The 17,668-nt window shown below is 51.8% G+C and carries 14 protein-coding genes; 11 read left to right on the top strand and 3 right to left on the bottom strand.

Annotation, left to right across the window (positions count from 1 at the left end):
- Window positions 1-23 precede the first annotated feature (23 nt).
- Together WG68_RS05950 and WG68_RS05955 are read left to right on the top strand one after the other, a co-directional pair.
- Window positions 24-1,577, top strand: coding sequence for a tryptophan halogenase family protein (locus WG68_RS05950; protein ID WP_046556753.1), 1,554 nt, complete (start codon window positions 24-26; stop codon window positions 1,575-1,577).
- A 10-nt stretch (window positions 1,578-1,587) separates the two neighbouring features.
- A complete protein-coding gene (locus tag WG68_RS05955; RefSeq protein ID WP_046556754.1) occupies window positions 1,588-3,105 on the top strand; it encodes a tryptophan halogenase family protein in 1,518 nt (505 codons plus the stop codon).
- A 7-nt stretch (window positions 3,106-3,112) separates the two neighbouring features.
- Here the strand turns inward: WG68_RS05955 and WG68_RS05960 are convergent, their stop codons facing one another.
- Entirely contained in the window at window positions 3,113-4,591 is a 1,479-nt protein-coding gene (locus WG68_RS05960; RefSeq protein WP_052748984.1) for a tetratricopeptide repeat-containing sulfotransferase family protein, read from the bottom strand.
- A 301-nt stretch (window positions 4,592-4,892) separates the two neighbouring features.
- Here WG68_RS05960 and WG68_RS05965 point away from each other — a divergent pair, with 301 nt between their 5' ends.
- Entirely contained in the window at window positions 4,893-5,603 is a 711-nt protein-coding gene (locus WG68_RS05965; protein ID WP_046556755.1) for a SapC family protein, read from the top strand.
- Window positions 5,604-5,678: 75 nt separating this feature from the next.
- Here the strand turns inward: WG68_RS05965 and WG68_RS05970 are convergent, their stop codons facing one another.
- Window positions 5,679-8,255, bottom strand: coding sequence for a family 20 glycosylhydrolase (locus WG68_RS05970; RefSeq protein WP_052748985.1), 2,577 nt, complete (start codon window positions 8,253-8,255; stop codon window positions 5,679-5,681).
- Between the two features lie 211 nt (window positions 8,256-8,466).
- Here WG68_RS05970 and nagK point away from each other — a divergent pair, with 211 nt between their 5' ends.
- Genes nagK through WG68_RS05990 form a run of 4 tightly spaced genes read left to right on the top strand, consistent with a single transcriptional unit; the run spans window position 8,467 to window position 13,015 of the window.
- A complete protein-coding gene (gene nagK, locus WG68_RS05975) occupies window positions 8,467-9,384 on the top strand; it encodes an N-acetylglucosamine kinase (RefSeq protein ID WP_046556756.1) in 918 nt (305 codons plus the stop codon).
- Window positions 9,381-10,538, top strand: a complete 1,158-nt coding sequence (gene nagA / locus WG68_RS05980; protein ID WP_046556757.1) for an N-acetylglucosamine-6-phosphate deacetylase — start codon at window positions 9,381-9,383, stop codon at window positions 10,536-10,538. Before nagK ends, nagA begins: the two co-directional genes overlap by 4 nt.
- Window positions 10,539-10,573: 35 nt before the next feature.
- Complete coding sequence (locus WG68_RS05985) at window positions 10,574-11,899, top strand: sugar MFS transporter (protein ID WP_046556758.1); 1,326 nt, start codon at window positions 10,574-10,576, stop codon at window positions 11,897-11,899.
- A gap of 33 nt (window positions 11,900-11,932) precedes the next feature.
- A complete protein-coding gene (locus tag WG68_RS05990) occupies window positions 11,933-13,015 on the top strand; it encodes an acyltransferase family protein (protein ID WP_046556759.1) in 1,083 nt (360 codons plus the stop codon).
- A 14-nt stretch (window positions 13,016-13,029) separates the two neighbouring features.
- On the opposite strand, the gene coaD is transcribed toward WG68_RS05990, so the two are convergent.
- Complete coding sequence (coaD, locus tag WG68_RS05995; protein WP_046556760.1) at window positions 13,030-13,515, bottom strand: pantetheine-phosphate adenylyltransferase; 486 nt, start codon at window positions 13,513-13,515, stop codon at window positions 13,030-13,032.
- 133 nt (window positions 13,516-13,648) lie between these two features.
- On the opposite strand from coaD, the gene WG68_RS06000 reads away from it, so the two are divergent.
- The 4 genes from WG68_RS06000 to WG68_RS06015 all read left to right on the top strand — a co-directional run bounded on the left by WG68_RS06000 (window position 13,649) and on the right by WG68_RS06015 (window position 17,432).
- Window positions 13,649-14,317: a TetR/AcrR family transcriptional regulator gene (locus tag WG68_RS06000; protein ID WP_046556761.1), complete on the top strand. Its 669-nt coding sequence runs from the start codon at window positions 13,649-13,651 to the stop codon at window positions 14,315-14,317.
- A gap of 142 nt (window positions 14,318-14,459) precedes the next feature.
- Complete coding sequence (locus WG68_RS06005; protein WP_046556762.1) at window positions 14,460-15,656, top strand: glycine C-acetyltransferase; 1,197 nt, start codon at window positions 14,460-14,462, stop codon at window positions 15,654-15,656.
- Between the two features lie 14 nt (window positions 15,657-15,670).
- Complete coding sequence (tdh, locus tag WG68_RS06010) at window positions 15,671-16,693, top strand: L-threonine 3-dehydrogenase (RefSeq protein ID WP_046556763.1); 1,023 nt, start codon at window positions 15,671-15,673, stop codon at window positions 16,691-16,693.
- Window positions 16,694-16,925: 232 nt separating this feature from the next.
- The gene (locus WG68_RS06015; RefSeq protein WP_046556764.1) at window positions 16,926-17,432 is read left to right on the top strand and encodes a hypothetical protein; all 507 of its coding nucleotides are present in this window, start codon (window positions 16,926-16,928) and stop codon (window positions 17,430-17,432) included.
- Window positions 17,433-17,668: the final 236 nt, after the last annotated feature.

The following is a 17,668-nucleotide window of genomic DNA, read 5'->3' on the forward strand; positions in this document are numbered from 1 at the left end:
GCCACGCTATCAAAGGAGTCGCTATGGCACCAGCAAGTGCGATTAAACAGATTCTGGTGGTCGGTGGCGGCAGTGCCGGCTGGTTGACTGCTTGTCATCTGGCGCGGCAGTTGCAGTGCCAGCAGCCCGGCAGTGTGCAGGTTACGTTACTGGAGTCATCCGATATTCCGACTATCGGGGTGGGTGAGGGTACCGTACCCGCTATCCGGCAAAGTTTGCAATATCTTGGGATCAGCGAAACCGACTTTATCAGAGAGTGTGATGCCACCTTTAAACAAGGGATTAAATTTGTTGGCTGGCGCCAGGCAGTGAGTGGCCTGCCGCACCACTATTACCACCCATTCGATTACCCTGAGCAGCAGAGCGTGGCGCTGACCCCTTACTACTTACTTAACCCTGGCACCGACAGCTTTGCCAACCGCTTAACCATTCAGGGGCGGGTTTGCGATGCTGGCCTGGCGCCGAAAACCATCAGCCACTGTGAGTATGATGGCCTGTGCAACTATGCTTACCATCTGGATGCCGCCAAATTTGCGGCGTTTCTAACCCGCCACGCTACTGAGAAGCTGGGGGTTAAACATGTCAAAGCCAATGTGCGCGCCGTGCGCCAGCATGCAGATGGCAGCCTGGCCAGTGTGCTGACCGATACGGCCGGTGACATCAGCGCCGATTTCTTTGTTGATTGCACAGGCTTTCGCAGTCTGTTGTTAGGCGAGACGCTGCAAGTGCCCTTTATCAGTAAAAACGATATTTTACTGGCAGACCAGGCGGTGGCGATGCAGATACCTTATGCCGAGCCAGATAGCCCGATCCCCAGCTATACCCTTGCTACGGCGCAAGCCGCCGGCTGGATATGGGATATTGGCCTGAGTAAGCGCCGTGGCACCGGTTATGTGTATAGCAGCCAGTTTGCGGATGCGGACACGGCGGAGCGCACCCTGCGCCAGTATCTGGGCCCGGCTGCGGCTGCGTTACCCTGCCGGCATATTCCGATGCAGGTCGGTTACCGCCAGTCATTCTGGCAGAAAAACTGTGTCGCTATTGGCTTATCGCAGGGCTTTGTTGAGCCGTTGGAGGCCACAGGGTTACTGGTTTACGATGCCGCCGCCCGTTATCTGGCTGAACTGTTGCCATTGGATACGCGTTTGTTGCCCGCTGCGGCTGCCCAGTTTGATCAGCATGTGCATTACGCCTGGGATCGGGTCATCGATTTTATTAAGCTGCACTATGTGTTGTCAGATCGTCGCGATAGCCTGTTCTGGCAAGCTAACCGGCTGCCAGAAACAATACCGGCCAGCCTGCAAGCCAAGCTTAGCCGCTGGCAACAGCAGCTGCCCAGCCAGTACGATTTTGCCAGCCGGTTTGAAATTTTTAATCTGGATAACTACCTGTACGTGTTGTATGGCATGGATTTTACGACCGATTTAACGCTGCGCCGTAGCTGTTACCCTGAACACGCTGTCGCTGAGCGCCACTTTAGCCAGATAAGGCAGCAGGCCTGTCAGGCAGTACAACAACTTCCGGCACATCGCCAGCTGCTGGCACAAATTCAGCAATACCGGCTGCAAACAATTTAGGTAAGGCAACATGAGCGTAGAAAACATAAAAAAGCTGACCATTGTCGGTGGTGGCGCAGCTGGCTGGATGACCGCTATATACTTAAATAAAGTGTTTAACAGTCAGCAGCCAAACTTTCAGATCACTGTAATCGAAAGCCCGGATATCGGCATTATTGGCGTTGGCGAAGCGACGGTGCACAGTATTCGCTTTTTTTTCGCCGCCATGGGGCTGGATGAAAATGCGCTGCTGCGGGCTACACATGCCACCCTGAAAACCGGCATTATGTTTCGGAACTGGATGCAACCGGTGGCGGGGCAAATGCATCAGTATTTTCATCCATTTGAACAGCAGCAACTGGGCAAGGATATCGATATGTCCAGTAGTTGGTTGTTAAGCGCCCGCTATCAGCAAGAACGGTATGATGAAGGTGTCAGTTTAAGCGCTCATCTGATTAAGCAGGGCCATGGCCCTAAAGCCAGGCAATCTGCCCCTTATCAGGGGGTGGTGCCTTACGGTTATCATTTAGATGCGGTATTGCTGGCACGGTTTTTACGGGAACATGCCGTGGCGGCCGGCGTGGTTTATCTGGAAGATACCATAGTGGATGTCAGCGTCACCGACGGTAATATCAGTAGCGTGTCTTCGGCAACTAGCTGCTATCAGGCAGATATTTTTATTGATGCGACCGGTTTTAAAGGCCTGTTAATTGAAGCGTTACAACAAAGGAACTGGCAGTCGTTTGCCGATGCGTTACCCTGTAACAAAGCGGTGGCTATTCAGCGACCACACCTTGCTGGTTATCAGCCCAAGCCTTACACGGTCGCCACTGCCCTGAGTCATGGCTGGGCCTGGCAAATAGACTTAAGCAGCCGGCAGGGCACGGGCTACGTCTACGATGGCAACCGTTTAACGGCCGATCAGGCAGAGCAGGAACTGCGTGCCTGGCTGGGGCCAGAGGCCTGCGCCCTGCCGGCACGCCACCTGCAAATGAAAGTAGGCTGCAGGCAACAGTTCTGGCTGGGCAACTGTATTGCGATTGGCCTGGCCGGTGGCTTTATTGAGCCACTGGAATCAACCGGTTTGCATTTGATCAACCTTGGTGCCCGGCTGCTGAGTACCCACCTGTCGCCAGGTGCCACCGCCCAGGCTGTGCGAGACTCTTACAACCAGGCAATGAACGGTTTTTATCAGGATTTAAAACAGTTTATTGTGCTGCACTATTGCCTGACCGACCGCGATGATACGGCGTTCTGGCGCCAGGCCAGAGCAACTGCTGTTCAATGTGCCGGTTTGCCAGAAAAGCTGGCACTGTGGCGACACAAAATCTGTGAGTATCACGATTTAGCCGGTGGCTATGCCACCACCTTTACTGACGAAAATTACCGCTATATTTTGTATGGTATGCAGCATTATCCGCAGTTGCAGCTGGCGACTGGCGAAGCGCTGCAGCAGCCATTTGTTCTGCTGCAACAACGGGTGCAGCAAGCGCTGCAGCGCACTATGTCTCATAGCGAGTACCTGCAACAACTCATGCCCTGTCGCTAAGGGCGGTTTAACGGGGGGGCAGCTGTTGCTGGTATTGCCGGATGTCTTCAGCCAGCAATGTTGCCAGTCCGGCCAGTTGCGGTTGATAATGTTGCCAGAAACCCAGGCTGCTGCTGAATAATGGCTGGCGCACCTGTGTGCTGCTAACGGTATATACAGCGCGTGGGTTCTGATGAAATGTCAGACAGCTTTCTGCCCAGTCTAAGCCAATAAATGCCAGCAAGCGGGCTGTCTCAGCCTGTTGTTGCCGGATCAACCTTTCATAGCGCAGCTGATAAATACGCCCGGGTAGCAGCTGCTGCCATTGTTGCATCAGGGTCTGGTGCGCCTGATAGATTTCTGCCAGTTCGGTCAAATCATAGCTAAAGGCGATACCATCGGCAAACAGCTGTTTGTAGCAGCTGAATAGCGTATCCATCGGATGGCGCTGGCAATGAATAATTTTGGCTTGTGGCAGGGCTTTGGCAATAATGCCAATAGCTTTGTAGTTCAGCGGCATTTTGTCAGTGAAGTAGCCATTGCTGTGTAAATGACGGGTTCGCTCCAGATAACGCTGGCCAAGTTGATGCCACTGCTCATCGCTCATGCTGGCCGCCCACAATGGAAAGGGTTGTTGTTGTTGCGCGTTGCTCAGCACATCCCGGGTGGCCTGAGCTAAGTCAAACAGCTCATCACCGGCTCTTACCGCCGGATGGCTTGATAAAATGTGCTCTGCCAGGGTGCTGCCAGAGCGCGGCAGGCCGCAAATAAAGATGGGGGTAACGTCACTGTTACAGGCTGTCGCAAAGCGTTGCTGACCAAAAGGCGCACTGCTGCGCCGGTGCTCGGCAAGCTCTGCTGCATGATCATAATGTAAGCTGCGGCGCTTGGCTGCGGCGCCAGCAGTTAGCTCAGCAAAGCTGGCAGCATAGTTGTGCTGAAATTCCAACGCCCGGGCCAGGGCATAATGCAATTGCGCCCTGGCGTCGTCGGTAAGCTCTGGTCTGGTAAGCTGCTGCCGCAGCTGGCTTATCTCTGCTGCAGTAGGTTGTTTTAACATGTCAGCTCTTAACCAGTAGGCTTCGTGCAGCGAGGGGGCAAGGGCTATGGCCTGGTTAAATGCAGCCAATGCCGCGCTGAAATCACCGGTTTCTTTATAGAGCAGGCCAAGCTGCAGCTGTAATTCAGCCCAGGCAGGGTATTGTTTAATCGCATCCTGTAGCAGCTTAATCGCTTGCTGATGTTGCTGTAATTGACGTAACGCCATGCAGGCTGCCTGAATGGCAGCTGGAAACTCAGGCAAACGTTGTATGGCTTGCAGGCTGCACTGAGCCAGTAGCTGATAGTTGCCCGTCAGACGATAAAGCTCAAATAACATTCGCCAGGCATTAATGTTGTCCGGTTGCAGCTGCAAAACCTGTTGGCAGAGGGGGATGGCCAGCTGGTGTTCATGGCAGCGCAGCATTCTGGCTGCTTCTGCCAGTTGTTGGTCGGGGCTCAGTGTCATTATGTAACGCCGGGGTAATACGTTTGGCTATCTAAACTCAGCTTGACAGCGTTGTCAATTGCAGCGACTGAGGCAGGCTTGCTGCTTTTTCCGGCAAGTCGTAAACCAATGTCAAATTTGGCAGGCAAATAGCGGTTTTTGTATCAGCCAATTTGCATTCAGCTGTTGATTCGGGGCCTTACTTCCCGCAAGATAAGGCTGGTACGCCAGTAAAGCAGACGGTGGCAGCGCACAATTGGCGCTGAGAATATGAACACCGCAACCCGCTGGTATCTTAAAATCCCATAACAATGAGTTATCTATGGAACAGAATAAAGTAGTCGCGCTTAGTAAAGAGCAACACGCCAAAACCAAAATCAGCAGTATTAATGCATTAAGCCATATTGCCGATCAGCACATGTTACCTGTAGTGGTGCAGGAATTTGTGGTGGCCGGTGCCGAATTCCCGGTGGTATTTGTTAAGGATGGCCAGAATGACAGTTATCAGCCGGTGGTATTGCTGGGCTTAGCGGCAAATCAGAATCTGGTGATTGAAGACGGTAAATGGCAGGCGTTGTATGTGCCACGGGTTGCCCGTAACTACCCATTAGTACTGGTTCAGCCTGAGCCAAACAGCGACCGTTTAGTGGTGGCAGTTGATGAGTCTTCAGAGCGGGTGAACGAAGAAGAGGGTTTGCCATTATTTAAAGAAGATGGCAGCGAAACAGACTATCTGGCCGATCGGAAAAAACAAATGGGTGAGTTTGTTGAATTCAGCCGGATGACCCGTGGCTTTACTGACAAGCTGAAAAGCCTGGATCTGATTAAAGAACAGGTATTAACTATTACCGTCGACGGTGAACCGCGCAACATCAACGGCATTCATATGATCGACGAGAAAAAATTAAATGAGCTGGACAATGAGGTGTTTCTGGAACTGCGCAAATTAGGTTTCCTGACCGCTATTTATGCCCATCTTATGTCATTGCAGCACACCCAAAAGTTGGTGCAAAAGCTGGTTAAGCCTGTTTAAGGCTTCGACAAAGCACGAAAAATGGCACCCTCGGGTGCCATTTTTTGTGCGGCATAGTGAACACTGTACGCTGGTTCAGAGTTTAATCAGCCGGCTGTGCACGGCGCCTTGCCGGGTGCGCAGCCATAAGTCGGCCTGCGACACCGCGAGCGGCTGCTGATACTGCTGCCAGTTTTGCCCCTGATCAAGGCTGTATTCTATAGCTAAACCCGGCCAGGCGGCGTTAGCCTTGACGACACCGTTGTCAAGCAAGGCACCTGGTGGTGGTAAATAATGGCCGCTACCACTTTGTTGCAATCGCAGCAACTCCACCATGCCTAAGCGCTGGCTGAATTGCTGCCAATCAGTGCGGGCAGCTGTGCTGGCCTTATCTGGCTCCCAGCCCGCTTTATGCCAGGCTCGTTCGGCCAGTGCAATGACTCTTGGATATAGCATTTGCTCCAGTTGTGCGGCGGTGCGTATTGTTTCACTCCATACCTGGCCCTGAATACCCAGCATATGCTTAGGCTTCTCCAGCTGTGGTAGCGACCGGCCTAATAAGGCGGCCAGATCGGTTATCGGCGTGCCATCGCGGGTAAACTCGGCATTGTGATACAAATGATCTGGCCGGTAGAAAAACACTTTTTCGGTGTCGGTAAAGCGGGTAGCCCAGTAGTAGCCGCGCTCTGCCGGGTGTGCTTCCTGTGGGTGATCGAAGTACAGGTTAGTGCCAGGGGATTGCACCACGTCATAACCGGCATTGGCAAACAGATAGGCCCGATCGCCGTAGCCCCACTCCCAGATATTATCCCAGGCATTGACCACCACTTGTGGATTTTGAAATTGCTCTCTGGCAAAAGGCTGCTGCGGGCTGGCCATGAGGCCATCTTCCCAGGCGGCCAACGCCAGGCCGCGCTTTGCTGTTAGCTGCGCCACCCGCTTGATAAAATAAGGCTTTAAATCGGCAACACTGTTCACGTTGTTGTCAGGCTGGGCGATTAACTGCTGACAGGCTGGCGAGCCCTGCCAGGAGCCTGCTGCCACTTCATCGCCTCCCATATGAAACAGTCGCAGCTCAGCGCCTGCATCCCGGTACATCTGTTGCAGTTCGCTGATCACTCTATCGATAAACTGATAACTGGAATCGAGGCAGACATTGACTGAGTTATCGTTGTAGTTTTGCACGGTCAGATAGTCCGATGTATCTGCTGCTTCTGACAGTAAATACTGGCTGGCCAGCTGTGGCTGCTCGGCCAGACTCAAGCGCTGATAGCGGGCCTCCATCGCTTTAATGGCCGCTCTGGCGTGGCCTGGCAAATCTATTTCCGGAATGACTTCGATATGATGCGCCCTGGCATGGCGCAACAGCTGAATAAATTGCTCCCGGCTGAAGTAGCCATTACCCGAACCACTGCGCTGCGGCCCGGTGCCCAGCTGGGTTAGCAGGCAGTGCTGTTCGGTTAAATCAAAGCAGCGAAAAGCACCGAGCTCAGTCAGCTCAGGCAGGCCAGGGATTTGCAGGCGCCAGCCTTCATCTTCCGTCAGGTGCAAATGCAGTTTATTTAATTTATAGCGTGCCATGTGCTCAATCAGCCGCAGTGTCACGTCCAGGCCGTGAAAATTGCGCGCCATATCATAGTGCATGCCGCGCCAGCGGTAACGGGGCTGATCGCTGATACTCAGCTGTGGCAGCTCCACCACTGGTGCTGGGCTGACCGGCAACAATGCCAGCAAGGACTGGATGCCGTAAAATACCCCGGCCGCATCGGCGCCGGTGATGGTGATCCGCTGTTCGCTGATGGTTAACTGGTAGCTTTCCGGTTGCAATGCTGCAGCGGTACTGGCCAGCGCTAAGCGCAGTTGTGGCGCTGCGCTATTCAGGCTGTCAGGCTGGCGCAGCGTAAAATAGGGCGCCAGTTGCTGCTGTAAATACTGACCTTCGTGCAATAATGCCGCCGGCGCGCTGAGCTGCCATTGCTGGTGTAATTGGGTCTGGCCACTGTGCTGTTGCAGCTGCTGCGGCATTGGAATAATGCGCTGCTGTAATGCCTGTGGGCTTAGCGCTGGCATGGCTTGCTGCTGTTGGCGATAGCGCCTGGCATCGGTCATACTGGCAAATTTATCACCATCGGCAATATTACGCAGCTGCTGGCGGGGTTCGGTCAGTGGCCGGACAAATTGATTAAAGTCTTCGGTATCGGTATTGGCAAACAGCTCTGGCTCAAGGCCCGCTACTGTAATAAATGCCCGTGGCATAAAGTCACTGTAACTGATGATCCAGGGCGCAGAGCTATAGGTTAGCTGCAGTTGCTGGCCTGCTGTCAGGCCTTTAAAGGCTGCAGTAGCAGTGATTCGGTGCAGGTCGCCCTGGATATGTTCAAGCAGCAGGCCGTGCTGCTCAGTGCGCTCAATCCGGCGGATCAGATGAAAGTAAATCTGCCAGTCGGCGATACCGGCCGGCAGCACCGCAGCCGATTGATTGAGCAAACTGATACTGCCTGTGAAGCGGGACGGCTGATCCAGCAGATTCGATTCCACCCCAAACCACAGTTCAGTGTTCGCAGCAAAATCAGCCAGTTGTTGCTGGCTACTGATGATCTGCTGCTCACGGCTGACAGGGGTATGGCAGGCGGCTAACAGGGCCACTATTAGCATGACGTATAACAGGCGCATTCGGACTCTCCCGGTACCAGTGGAAAAAAAAGGCTGAAATTTAAACAAGCCTCTTGTTATTTGTCAGATTTATTATATGCTGAAAACAAAATGACAACGCTGTCAATTTGGCAAAGAGTTATGTTAAAGTCAAGTATTAGCCGATTAAACTGCCATTAAGGCAAGGCGGCAAACAGTGTAAAGCGTGCCAAAGCAGGCGTGAGGACATGGGATGAAGACAACAGTGGTAGAGCAACAACCCTTGTATTTAGGTATAGATGGCGGTGGCAGCAAGTGTCAGGTGGTGCTGATGTCTGCTGAAAATGAAGTGCTGGCTGAGGGGTTGTCCGGGCCGGCCAATCCGCTGCGTGGCATGCAACTGGCTACTGAGTCAATTGTTGACGCCACGACACAAGCTTTAACGCGTGCCGGTTTGCCGCCAGCTACTATGGCGCAACTGGTGGTGGGCGCCGGTTTGGCCGGCGTCAATCTGCCTGAGTATTACCAGCTATTCTCTGCCTGGCAACATCCGTTTGCCAGCCTGCATCTGACCAGCGATCTGCATATTGCCTGCATCGGTGCCCATCAGGGCCGGGATGGTGCAGTGCTTATTTGTGGTACTGGCTCCTGTGGCCTGGCGGCGGTTAACGGCCAGTTGCTGGAGGTTGGAGGGCACGGTTTTCCTTATGGTGATAACGGCAGTGGCGCCTGGTTTGGTTTGCAACTGTTAAAGCAGGTATTACGCAGTAAAGACCAACTAATTGCCACGACCCTGATGACAGAATTACTGCAGGCTGAGTTGCAGTGCAGTGATACATTACAATTGGTCAGCCATTTTATGCATGTCAGCCCGACCGACTATGCCCGGTTAGCGCCGTTGGTTTTTACGGCCGCAGAGCATGGCGATGGCATCGCGCAACAAATAGTGATGCAGGGTGCTGGCCATATTAATGCCATCGCCGAGCGACTATTGACTATTCAGCCTGCTGCCTTGTGTTTAATTGGCGGTCTGGCATATAAAGTAGAGCCTTATCTTGCGCCGGCGGTTCGGCAGTTAGTGGTACCCGCCGCCGCACCACCAGAGCAGGGCGCTGTATGGTTTGCCAGACAAGCCAGTGCCAACGCTCGCCCAATGGGAACTACAGCATGAATACATCGCTACCAGGCCACCACCCCACCGCCAGCATCGCCGTCGCCCGGCTGTTTGACGGTAAGCACTGGCATAATAATGCAGAGCTTAGCTGGCAAAACGGCGTGATCACCGCCATTAAACCGGCCAGTGGTGCTGTGCAGGCCGGTACGCTGGTACCGGGCTTTATTGATTTACAAGTGAATGGCGGCGGTGGGGTGTTGTTTAATACGCAGCCCACTGTAATGAGCTTAAGCACGATGGCACAGGCACATGCCCGTTTTGGCACCACGGCGTTGCTGCCGACGGTGATCACCGATTCATTAGCCAGTATGCAACAAGCCGCCGACGCCGTGGCAAGCGCCCTGGCAAACAAGCTGCCCGGCATAATCGGCGTGCATTTTGAAGGGCCGCATTTAGCGCTACCTAAAAAAGGCGTGCATCCGGCCGAGCATATTCGTGAGCTTAGTGCAGCTGAATTAGCTATCTACAGCCGACAGGATATCGGCATTAAACTGGTTACGGTGGCACCGGAAAACGTCAGCCCTGCGCAAATACGTCAGTTGGTCGGCCTTAATGTGATTGTCTGCCTGGGGCACTCTAATGCCGACGCAGCGACAGTACAAGCGGCATTGGCTGCCGGTGCCACCGGTTTTACGCACTTGTACAATGCGATGTCGCCGCTGACCTCCCGTGAGCCGGGTATGGTTGGTGTCGCGCTGGCCGACGCCGCTAGCTGGTGTGGGGTGATTTTTGACGGCCATCATATGCATCCGCTGGCGGCTAAAGTGGCCTTGGCTGCCAAGCCCGCCGGGAAATTATTGCTGGTAACTGATGCGATGGCGCCGGTGGGAACCACAGAGACAGAGTTTGCTTTTTTTGGCGGTAAAGTGCTGCGTGACGGTTCTAAACTTACCGACGAGGCAGGCCGGCTGGCCGGTTCCGTGCTGGATATGGCCAGCGCGGTGCGTTATGCCATTGAAGTGCTGGCCGTGGCGCCGGACGAAGCACTGCGGATGGCGGCATGCTATCCGGCGCAAGCCTTAGGTTGTGCAGCGCAACGCGGCAGCCTTATTGGTGGCATGCAGGCTGATATGGTGCTGCTGGACGAGCACTATCAGGTGCGACAGAGCTGGATTGCGGGCAGCAGTGTTTATCGGGCACAACCGGGCTAACTATTGTAATAACGATAAAAAGAGGAGTGAACAAGATGGATACATCCGTGGCGCGGCCGGTAAGCACAAGCAGTGTGTTGCCAATGACCATTATCGGTATTCTGTTTTTTATTTTTGGTTTTGTAACCTGGTTAAATGGATCCCTGATCCCTTTTTTAAAGATTGTTTGCGACCTGAATGAGTTTCAGGCGTTGTTTGTTACAGGTGCTTTCTACATTGCCTATGTGGTGATGGCGCTACCCATGTCATTTGTGCTTAACCGGGTGGGCTATAAAAATGGCATGGTTGTTGGCCTGCTGATTATGGCCATTGGCGCCGTAATGTTTATTCCGGCGGCGCAAACGTCGCATTATGCCCTGTTTCTGATTGCATTATTTGTGCTCGGTACCGGCCTGACGATTCTGCAAACGGCCTCTAACCCTTATATTGTTTGTATTGGGCCGCGGGAAAGCGCAGCCATGCGGATTAGTATTATGGGCCTGGTGAATAAAGGTGCTGGCTTTATTGTGCCGATTGTTTTTACTGCCTGGGTACTAACTGGCATGGACCAGTTTGCGGAAGAGGCATTGGCGGTTTTAACGGAGGCAGAACGTAGTATCCAACTGGCTGAACTGTCGAACCGTCTGGTAACCCCTTATATTTATATGACCGTTGCCTTATTGCTGCTGGCGGCTTTTATAAAGTTTTCGCCACTGCCAGAGCTGAATTTAAATGGCAGTGAGGATACTGGTGCCGCGTCGTCCTCCTGGACGACGATATTCAGCTACCCGCAGTTGGTGCTGGGCGTGGTGGCGTTATTTGTTTATGTTGGCGTAGAGGTGATCGCCGGTGACACTATCGGCTTGTATGGCCAGGGCCTGGGGGTGGCGCACTTTGGCGCGCTTACATCCTATACCATGGCTTTTATGGTGCTGGGTTACCTGGTCGGGGTCTTCTGCATTCCTAAATACTTGTCGCAGGAGCGGGCCTTACAGGGATCTGCGGTGGTGGGCTTGCTGTTTACCCTGGGCGTGATGTTTGGCAGCAACGACAGCAGCCTGATCGCAAACCTGTTATTTGGCTGGAGTGGTATTCCGGTGGTACCTGATACCGTGATGTTTTTAGCCCTGCTGGGTTTTGCCAATGCCCTGGTTTGGCCGGCAGTATGGCCGCTGGCATTACAAGGGCTGGGTAAACTGACCAGCACCGGTTCAGCGTTGCTGATTATGGGCATTGCCGGTGGCGCTATATTGCCGATGGTGTACGGTTATCTGGCACATAGCTCGGGCAACAGTCAGTTTGCTTACTGGATGATGCTGCCCTGTTATGCCTTTATCCTGTTTTATGCCTTTAAAGGGCATGCCCTGCGCCGCTGGCGCTGATTACAGACATAAAACACGAAGGTTAACGGGCGTATGACGTCACGCTTTTATGCTTTGGATGCGCTGCGCGGTTTGGCGATAGCACTGATGGTGCTGGTAAATACGCCGGGCTCCTGGAGCCACGTCTACCCGGCATTATTGCACGCCGACTGGCATGGCTTTACCCCGGCAGATTTGGTATTCCCGCTGTTCTTGTTTGCAGTGGGCGCTGCGATGGCCTTTTCGATGCAAGGGCAGGTGATAAGTCGCAGCAGTATCCTGAAAATAGCCAGAAGAACTCTGTTGCTATTGAGCTGTGGCCTGCTACTGCATTGGTTTGCTGTGCTATCACTCAGTGAGTTGCGTTTGCCTGGTGTATTGCAACGCATTGCGTTGTGTTATGCGCTGGCGGCATTGCTTATTTTAAGTTTAAATCAGCGCGGCTTGTTGTTGGTTACTGCCGGCTTATTATTGTCGTATTGGTTGCTATTGCTGGGTTTTGCCAGCACCGAACCTTATGTGCTTAATGGCAATGCAGTGCAACAATTTGATCTGTGGTTATTGGGTGCTGCGCACCTGTATCAGGGCTATGGTGCCCCCTTTGATCCGGAAGGGCTGCTAAGCACCTTGCCCGCGATAAGTTCGACGCTAATTGGCTATCTGGTAGCCAGACAGTTGCAACGTATGTCCAAACTGCAGGGCGCGCATTGGCTGGCTTATGTCGGTACAGCCTTGTTACTGCTTGGCTTACTATGGCAGTTTTACTGGCCGATAAATAAGGCGTTGTGGACGGGCAGCTACGTGGTGTTTTCCAGCGGCCTTATTTTACTGCTGCTGGCCTTACTGGTGTACATACTGGATGTAAGACAGCAGCGCTGGTTGCAGCCATTGGTGATTTATGGCACTAATCCGTTGTTTATTTACATGTTGTCCTGGCTATGGGCCGTTGCGGCCAGCAAATATCTGTTATGGCAGCATAACGGTATGACCTTGTCGTTATATCAGGCCGGCTATAATGCGCTGGTGGCTTTGCTGCCAGCGCAAATGGCATCGTTACTGTTTGCGCTGCTGCATGTACTGCTGTTCTGGTGGCTGTCGCTGTGGTTGTATCGGCGGCGCATTTTTATTCGCTTATAAATGGTTTTTTCTGCTCAGGCTTTAGCAAATTTAGCCTGTAAAGCCCGTTCAACATGGGCTGGCACAAAACTACTGACATCACCGCCATGACGGCATACTTCTTTTACCAGGGTAGAGGAGATAAAGGTGTTTTTTTCCGATGGCGTCATAAACAGGCTGTCCAGTTCCGGATTGAGTTGCCGGTTCATGCTGGCCAGCTGAAATTCATATTCGTAATCGGCTACTGCCCGCACCCCGCGCAGCAATACCTGGGCATGCTGCTCTTTGGCAAACTGAGCCAGTAAACCGGAAAAACCTATCACTTGCACATTGGCACAATCTGCAAACGCCTGTTCGGCCAGTTTTACCCGCTCGGCCAGGCTAAAGAGCGGTTGTTTGCTGGGGTTAGCTGCCACACCAACCACAACAGCATCAAACAGCCGGGCGGCGCGCAGTACTAAATCACTGTGGCCGTTAGTCAACGGGTCGAAGGTGCCGGGGTAAATGGCTTTTACTTTCATGCTATTACTTTCATCATAATCTGCTTATATTATCATCGCCTGACATAACAGTGGCGCAAGCGACTAGAGTTTTTAGTCAGTTTGACGTTACTATAGCAAACTACCATACCAATAAAGAAGCTTAGCCGTAGCAATGGAAAAAAAGCTCAGAACCAAAGACAAAATTTTGCAGGCCAGTATCGCCCTGTTTAATCAGGTAGGTGAACGTCAGGTGACCACCAACCATATTGCCGCGCATCTGGGGATTAGCCCCGGTAATTTGTATTACCACTTTCGCAATAAAGAAGACATTGTCCGGCAAATTTTTAAAGAGTATGCCAAGTTATTAGAAACCCGGATTAAGCCACCATCAGCACAAACCGAGGCGCTGGATGCATTGGCAGAATACCTGGATGTGGTGTTCGAACTGATGTGGCGCTTTCACTTTTTTTACGCCAATTTACCCGACATTCTGGCCCGCGACAGCGCATTGCAGCAGGATTATGCCAGGGTACAACAAGGTGTGCTGGAACGGGTGACGCTGGTACTGAAAGCGTTAAAAGCCAAAGACGTTATTGCAATAGCCGATGACGACATCACCGACTTTGCCCACAGCGTTAAGCTGTTAGTGACGTTCTGGATTAGCTACCTGAAAACCCAGGCCCCAGATAAGGCCATTAATCAGGCCAGTGTGTATCAGGGGGTATTAAAAGTGTTGTTATTATTTAAACCCTATGCGACCGCCCAGGCGCTTCCTCGCATCGCCAAACTACAACAGCATTATGCCGAATTGGCCAGCGCTGATCAGACCACTGCGTCATAATCCGCAACATTGTAGCTGTTTGTTTACAGCAACCGGGGCAGCTACTGCCATGCTTAAGCAGGAAACACTGCACAGTAGCCGCTTAACCATTACAATGTGCATCTTTTAAAATCGCCCAGACCATCGCCAACCAGGAGGCCGTATGCGCAATAGCGCTTTTCTGCAACACCTACAGCAACAAATCGAAGACGTCACCGCCGAGGGGTTATTCAAAGCTGAACGGATTATTTCATCACAGCAACAGGCAGATGTAACGGTAGGTGGTACTCAGGTGCTGAACTTTTGTGCTAATAACTATCTGGGGCTGGCTAATCACCCTGAGCTGATTGCTGCGGCGAAGCAGGGGCTGGACAGCCATGGTTTTGGTGTGGCGTCGGTACGCTTTATCTGCGGTACCCAGGATATTCACAAAACTCTGGAAGCCAAAATCAGCGAGTTTCTCGGTACTGAAGACACGATCCTTTATTCATCGTGTTTTGATGCCAACGGTGGCTTATTTGAAACCATTTTAGGCCCTGAAGATGCCGTAATTTCTGATGCCTTAAACCATGCGTCTATTATTGACGGTGTCAGGCTATGCAAAGCAAAGCGTTACCGCTATGCCAATAATGATATGGCGGATCTGGAAATGCAGCTGAAACAAGCTGAAACCGACGGTGCCCGCTTTAAGCTGATTGCCACTGATGGGGTATTCTCGATGGATGGTATTATTGCCAACCTGAAAGCCGTGTGCGATTTGGCCGATAAATATAATGCGATGGTGATGGTAGACGACAGCCATGCTGTGGGTTTTGTCGGTAAAAATGGCCGTGGTACCCATGAGTACTGCGATGTGCTGCAAAGGGTAGATATTATTACCGGTACCTTAGGTAAAGCGCTGGGTGGGGCGTCTGGTGGCTATACCTCAGGCAAAAAAGAAGTGATTGCCTGGTTGCGTCAGCGTTCACGGCCGTACTTGTTTTCTAATTCGTTAGCGCCGTCTATCGTAACGGCCTCAATTAAAGTACTGGAAATGCTGGCCTGCGGCGATGCGCTGCGTGCTAAGCTATGGGATAACGCCAATTATTTCCGCGAGCAAATGAGTGCAGCCGGCTTTACGCTTGCGGGTAAAGACCACGCTATCATTCCGGTGATGCTGGGCGATGCTAAAGTAGCGGCCGAGATGGCCAAACGCATGCTGGCAGAAGGGATCTACGTGGTAGGCTTTTCGTTCCCGGTGGTGCCCAAAGGTCAGGCGCGTATTCGCACCCAAATCTCCGCTGCGCATAGTAAAGAGCAACTGGATAAGGCTATTACGGCTTTTATCCGGATAGGTAAAGAAATGGGCGTGATCGCATAAGGGCGGGGCGTAAAATGAAAGCATTAGCAAAGTTAAAAGCAGAACCTGGTATTTGGCAAACTGAGGTCGACAAACCTGACGTGGGCCCGAATGACGTGTTGATTAAAATCAAAAAAACCGCCATTTGTGGCACAGATGTGCATATTTATAAGTGGGATGAATGGGCGCAAAACACTATTCCGCACGGGATGGTAGTAGGGCATGAGTACGTGGGCATTGTAGAAAGCATGGGCTCGGAAGTGCGTGGTTTTAAAGTGGGTGACAGAGTCTCCGGTGAAGGTCATATTACCTGTGGCTATTGCCGCAATTGCCGGGCTGGCCGGGTGCATTTATGTCGCAATACCATAGGCGTAGGGGTAAATCGGCCCGGCTCCTTTGCTGAGTATCTGGTGATCCCTGCCTTTAACGCCTTTAAGTTGCCTGACAATATCCCGGATAATATCGCCGCTATTTTTGATCCGTTCGGTAATGCTGTACATACCGCCTTATCCTTTGATTTAGTGGGCGAAGATGTGTTGATCACCGGAGCTGGCCCTATTGGCATTATGGCTGCGGCCGTTGCCCGCCATGTGGGTGCCCGCCACGTGGTGGTGACTGATGTTAACCCGTACCGCTTAGATTTAGCGCTGAAAATGGGGGCGAGCCGGGCGGTTGATGTTAGTAAACAACACTTAAAAGATGTGATGGCAGAGCTGGGTATGACAGAAGGCTTTGATGTTGGCCTGGAGATGTCTGGCGTCCCGTCAGCGTTTAGCAGCATGCTGGATACTATGAACCATGGCGGCAAAATAGCCATGTTAGGTATTCCGCCGTCCAGTATGGCTATCGACTGGAATAAGGTAATTTTCAAAGGTTTAATTATTAAAGGCATTTATGGCCGGGAGATGTTTGAAACCTGGTACAAAATGGCCAGCTTAATTCAGTCAGGCCTGGATTTAACCCCTATGATCACCCATGAAATGCCGATGGAACGTTTTGCCGAAGGCTTTGACATTATGTGTTCAGGTCAGTCCGGTAAAGTAATTTTAAACTGGTAGATCAGGCTGTTATCGAGATTAATAATAATTGGCGAACTCAGGTTCGCCTTTTTATTGTCTGTTTTTTATGCAGCTCACATGTTTAATTGACCTCATGGCATTCATAATCGATGATTTCTTGTACTAACACCTTGTAAAGCTTAGACCTTTATTACTTGGATTGTTTTATGCAGTACCGCCTGGGTGTACTTTTTGTACACAGCAAACTAATAACAAAAGACAGAGGTGGTTCATGTTTAAATCTGTATTTCTTACCCTGGCACTGTTAGTTGCCAGCGCAGTGGTAATGCCCCAGACAGCGCAGGCTGGCCTGATAATAACCCAGCAATTTCAATTTGAAGACGGCACTGATTTTGGCGTGATATCGATAGATATCGACCAGATTGACGAGTTTGGCAATGTACTCGACTGGCAGTTGTTTGAATTATTTGGTTTCACAATCGGTGAGAGCTTCCTGTTTGTTGCCGATTTTGATCCGCTTAATCTGGCGGCGGGCTTTAGCTTTTTGAGCTTCGACGTCAATGATATCAGTGGTAGCTTTGCTTTTGATGGCTTTTGGGAAAGTGCCTTTGGTGAGGGTTTTATGAGTATCTTCACAACCGCAGGTGACTTTCTTGATGCGGGTATTTTTATAATGGGGCCGGCAACCATTACGTCAGTAGCCGTTGCAGAGCCTGCCGCCTGGTTACTGATGTTATCGGCCGGTTTTGGCTTGTTGATACGCCGCCGGCAGCGCTAATCGAAACGAATACCAGATACAGCATATTACTGCAGATTGTCAGCTTATTTTGCATATAGCAAAGTGCTGGCAAATATGGGCAACAGATTAGTTTAATCTAACCGAGTGAATAGCTTGATTATTTATTCTTGCCAGCGGGGCTGCAGCGATTAATGGCTGTCTGAATTTTATACAGGATATAGGGGTTATCTTATATACCTATAACTAATGTGCGTCAGTGGCGTGCATCGGGCAAT

It is taken from the genome of Arsukibacterium ikkense (genome assembly GCF_000987775.1).
Classification (GTDB): Bacteria; Pseudomonadota; Gammaproteobacteria; order Enterobacterales; family Alteromonadaceae; genus Alishewanella; species Alishewanella ikkense.

What these genes read in the sequence shown, in the direction of transcription:
- WG68_RS05950 (WP_046556753.1), top strand. Translation starts at nt 24, where the DNA reads ATGGCACCAGCAAGTGCGATTAAACAGATTCTGGTGGTCGGTGGCGGC.
- WG68_RS05985 (WP_046556758.1), top strand. Translation starts at nt 10,574, where the DNA reads ATGGATACATCCGTGGCGCGGCCGGTAAGCACAAGCAGTGTGTTGCCA.
- WG68_RS06005 (WP_046556762.1), top strand. Translation starts at nt 14,460, where the DNA reads ATGCGCAATAGCGCTTTTCTGCAACACCTACAGCAACAAATCGAAGAC.
- WG68_RS05990 (WP_046556759.1), top strand. Translation starts at nt 11,933, where the DNA reads ATGACGTCACGCTTTTATGCTTTGGATGCGCTGCGCGGTTTGGCGATA.
- nagA (WP_046556757.1), top strand. Translation starts at nt 9,381, where the DNA reads ATGAATACATCGCTACCAGGCCACCACCCCACCGCCAGCATCGCCGTC.
- nagK (WP_046556756.1), top strand. Translation starts at nt 8,467, where the DNA reads ATGAAGACAACAGTGGTAGAGCAACAACCCTTGTATTTAGGTATAGAT.
- WG68_RS05965 (WP_046556755.1), top strand. Translation starts at nt 4,893, where the DNA reads ATGGAACAGAATAAAGTAGTCGCGCTTAGTAAAGAGCAACACGCCAAA.
- WG68_RS05955 (WP_046556754.1), top strand. Translation starts at nt 1,588, where the DNA reads ATGAGCGTAGAAAACATAAAAAAGCTGACCATTGTCGGTGGTGGCGCA.
- tdh (WP_046556763.1), top strand. Translation starts at nt 15,671, where the DNA reads ATGAAAGCATTAGCAAAGTTAAAAGCAGAACCTGGTATTTGGCAAACT.
- WG68_RS05960 (WP_052748984.1), bottom strand. Translation starts at nt 4,591, where the DNA reads ATGACACTGAGCCCCGACCAACAACTGGCAGAAGCAGCCAGAATGCTG.
- WG68_RS05970 (WP_052748985.1), bottom strand. Translation starts at nt 8,255, where the DNA reads ATGCGCCTGTTATACGTCATGCTAATAGTGGCCCTGTTAGCCGCCTGC.
- WG68_RS06015 (WP_046556764.1), top strand. Translation starts at nt 16,926, where the DNA reads ATGTTTAAATCTGTATTTCTTACCCTGGCACTGTTAGTTGCCAGCGCA.
- coaD (WP_046556760.1), bottom strand. Translation starts at nt 13,515, where the DNA reads ATGAAAGTAAAAGCCATTTACCCCGGCACCTTCGACCCGTTGACTAAC.
- WG68_RS06000 (WP_046556761.1), top strand. Translation starts at nt 13,649, where the DNA reads ATGGAAAAAAAGCTCAGAACCAAAGACAAAATTTTGCAGGCCAGTATC.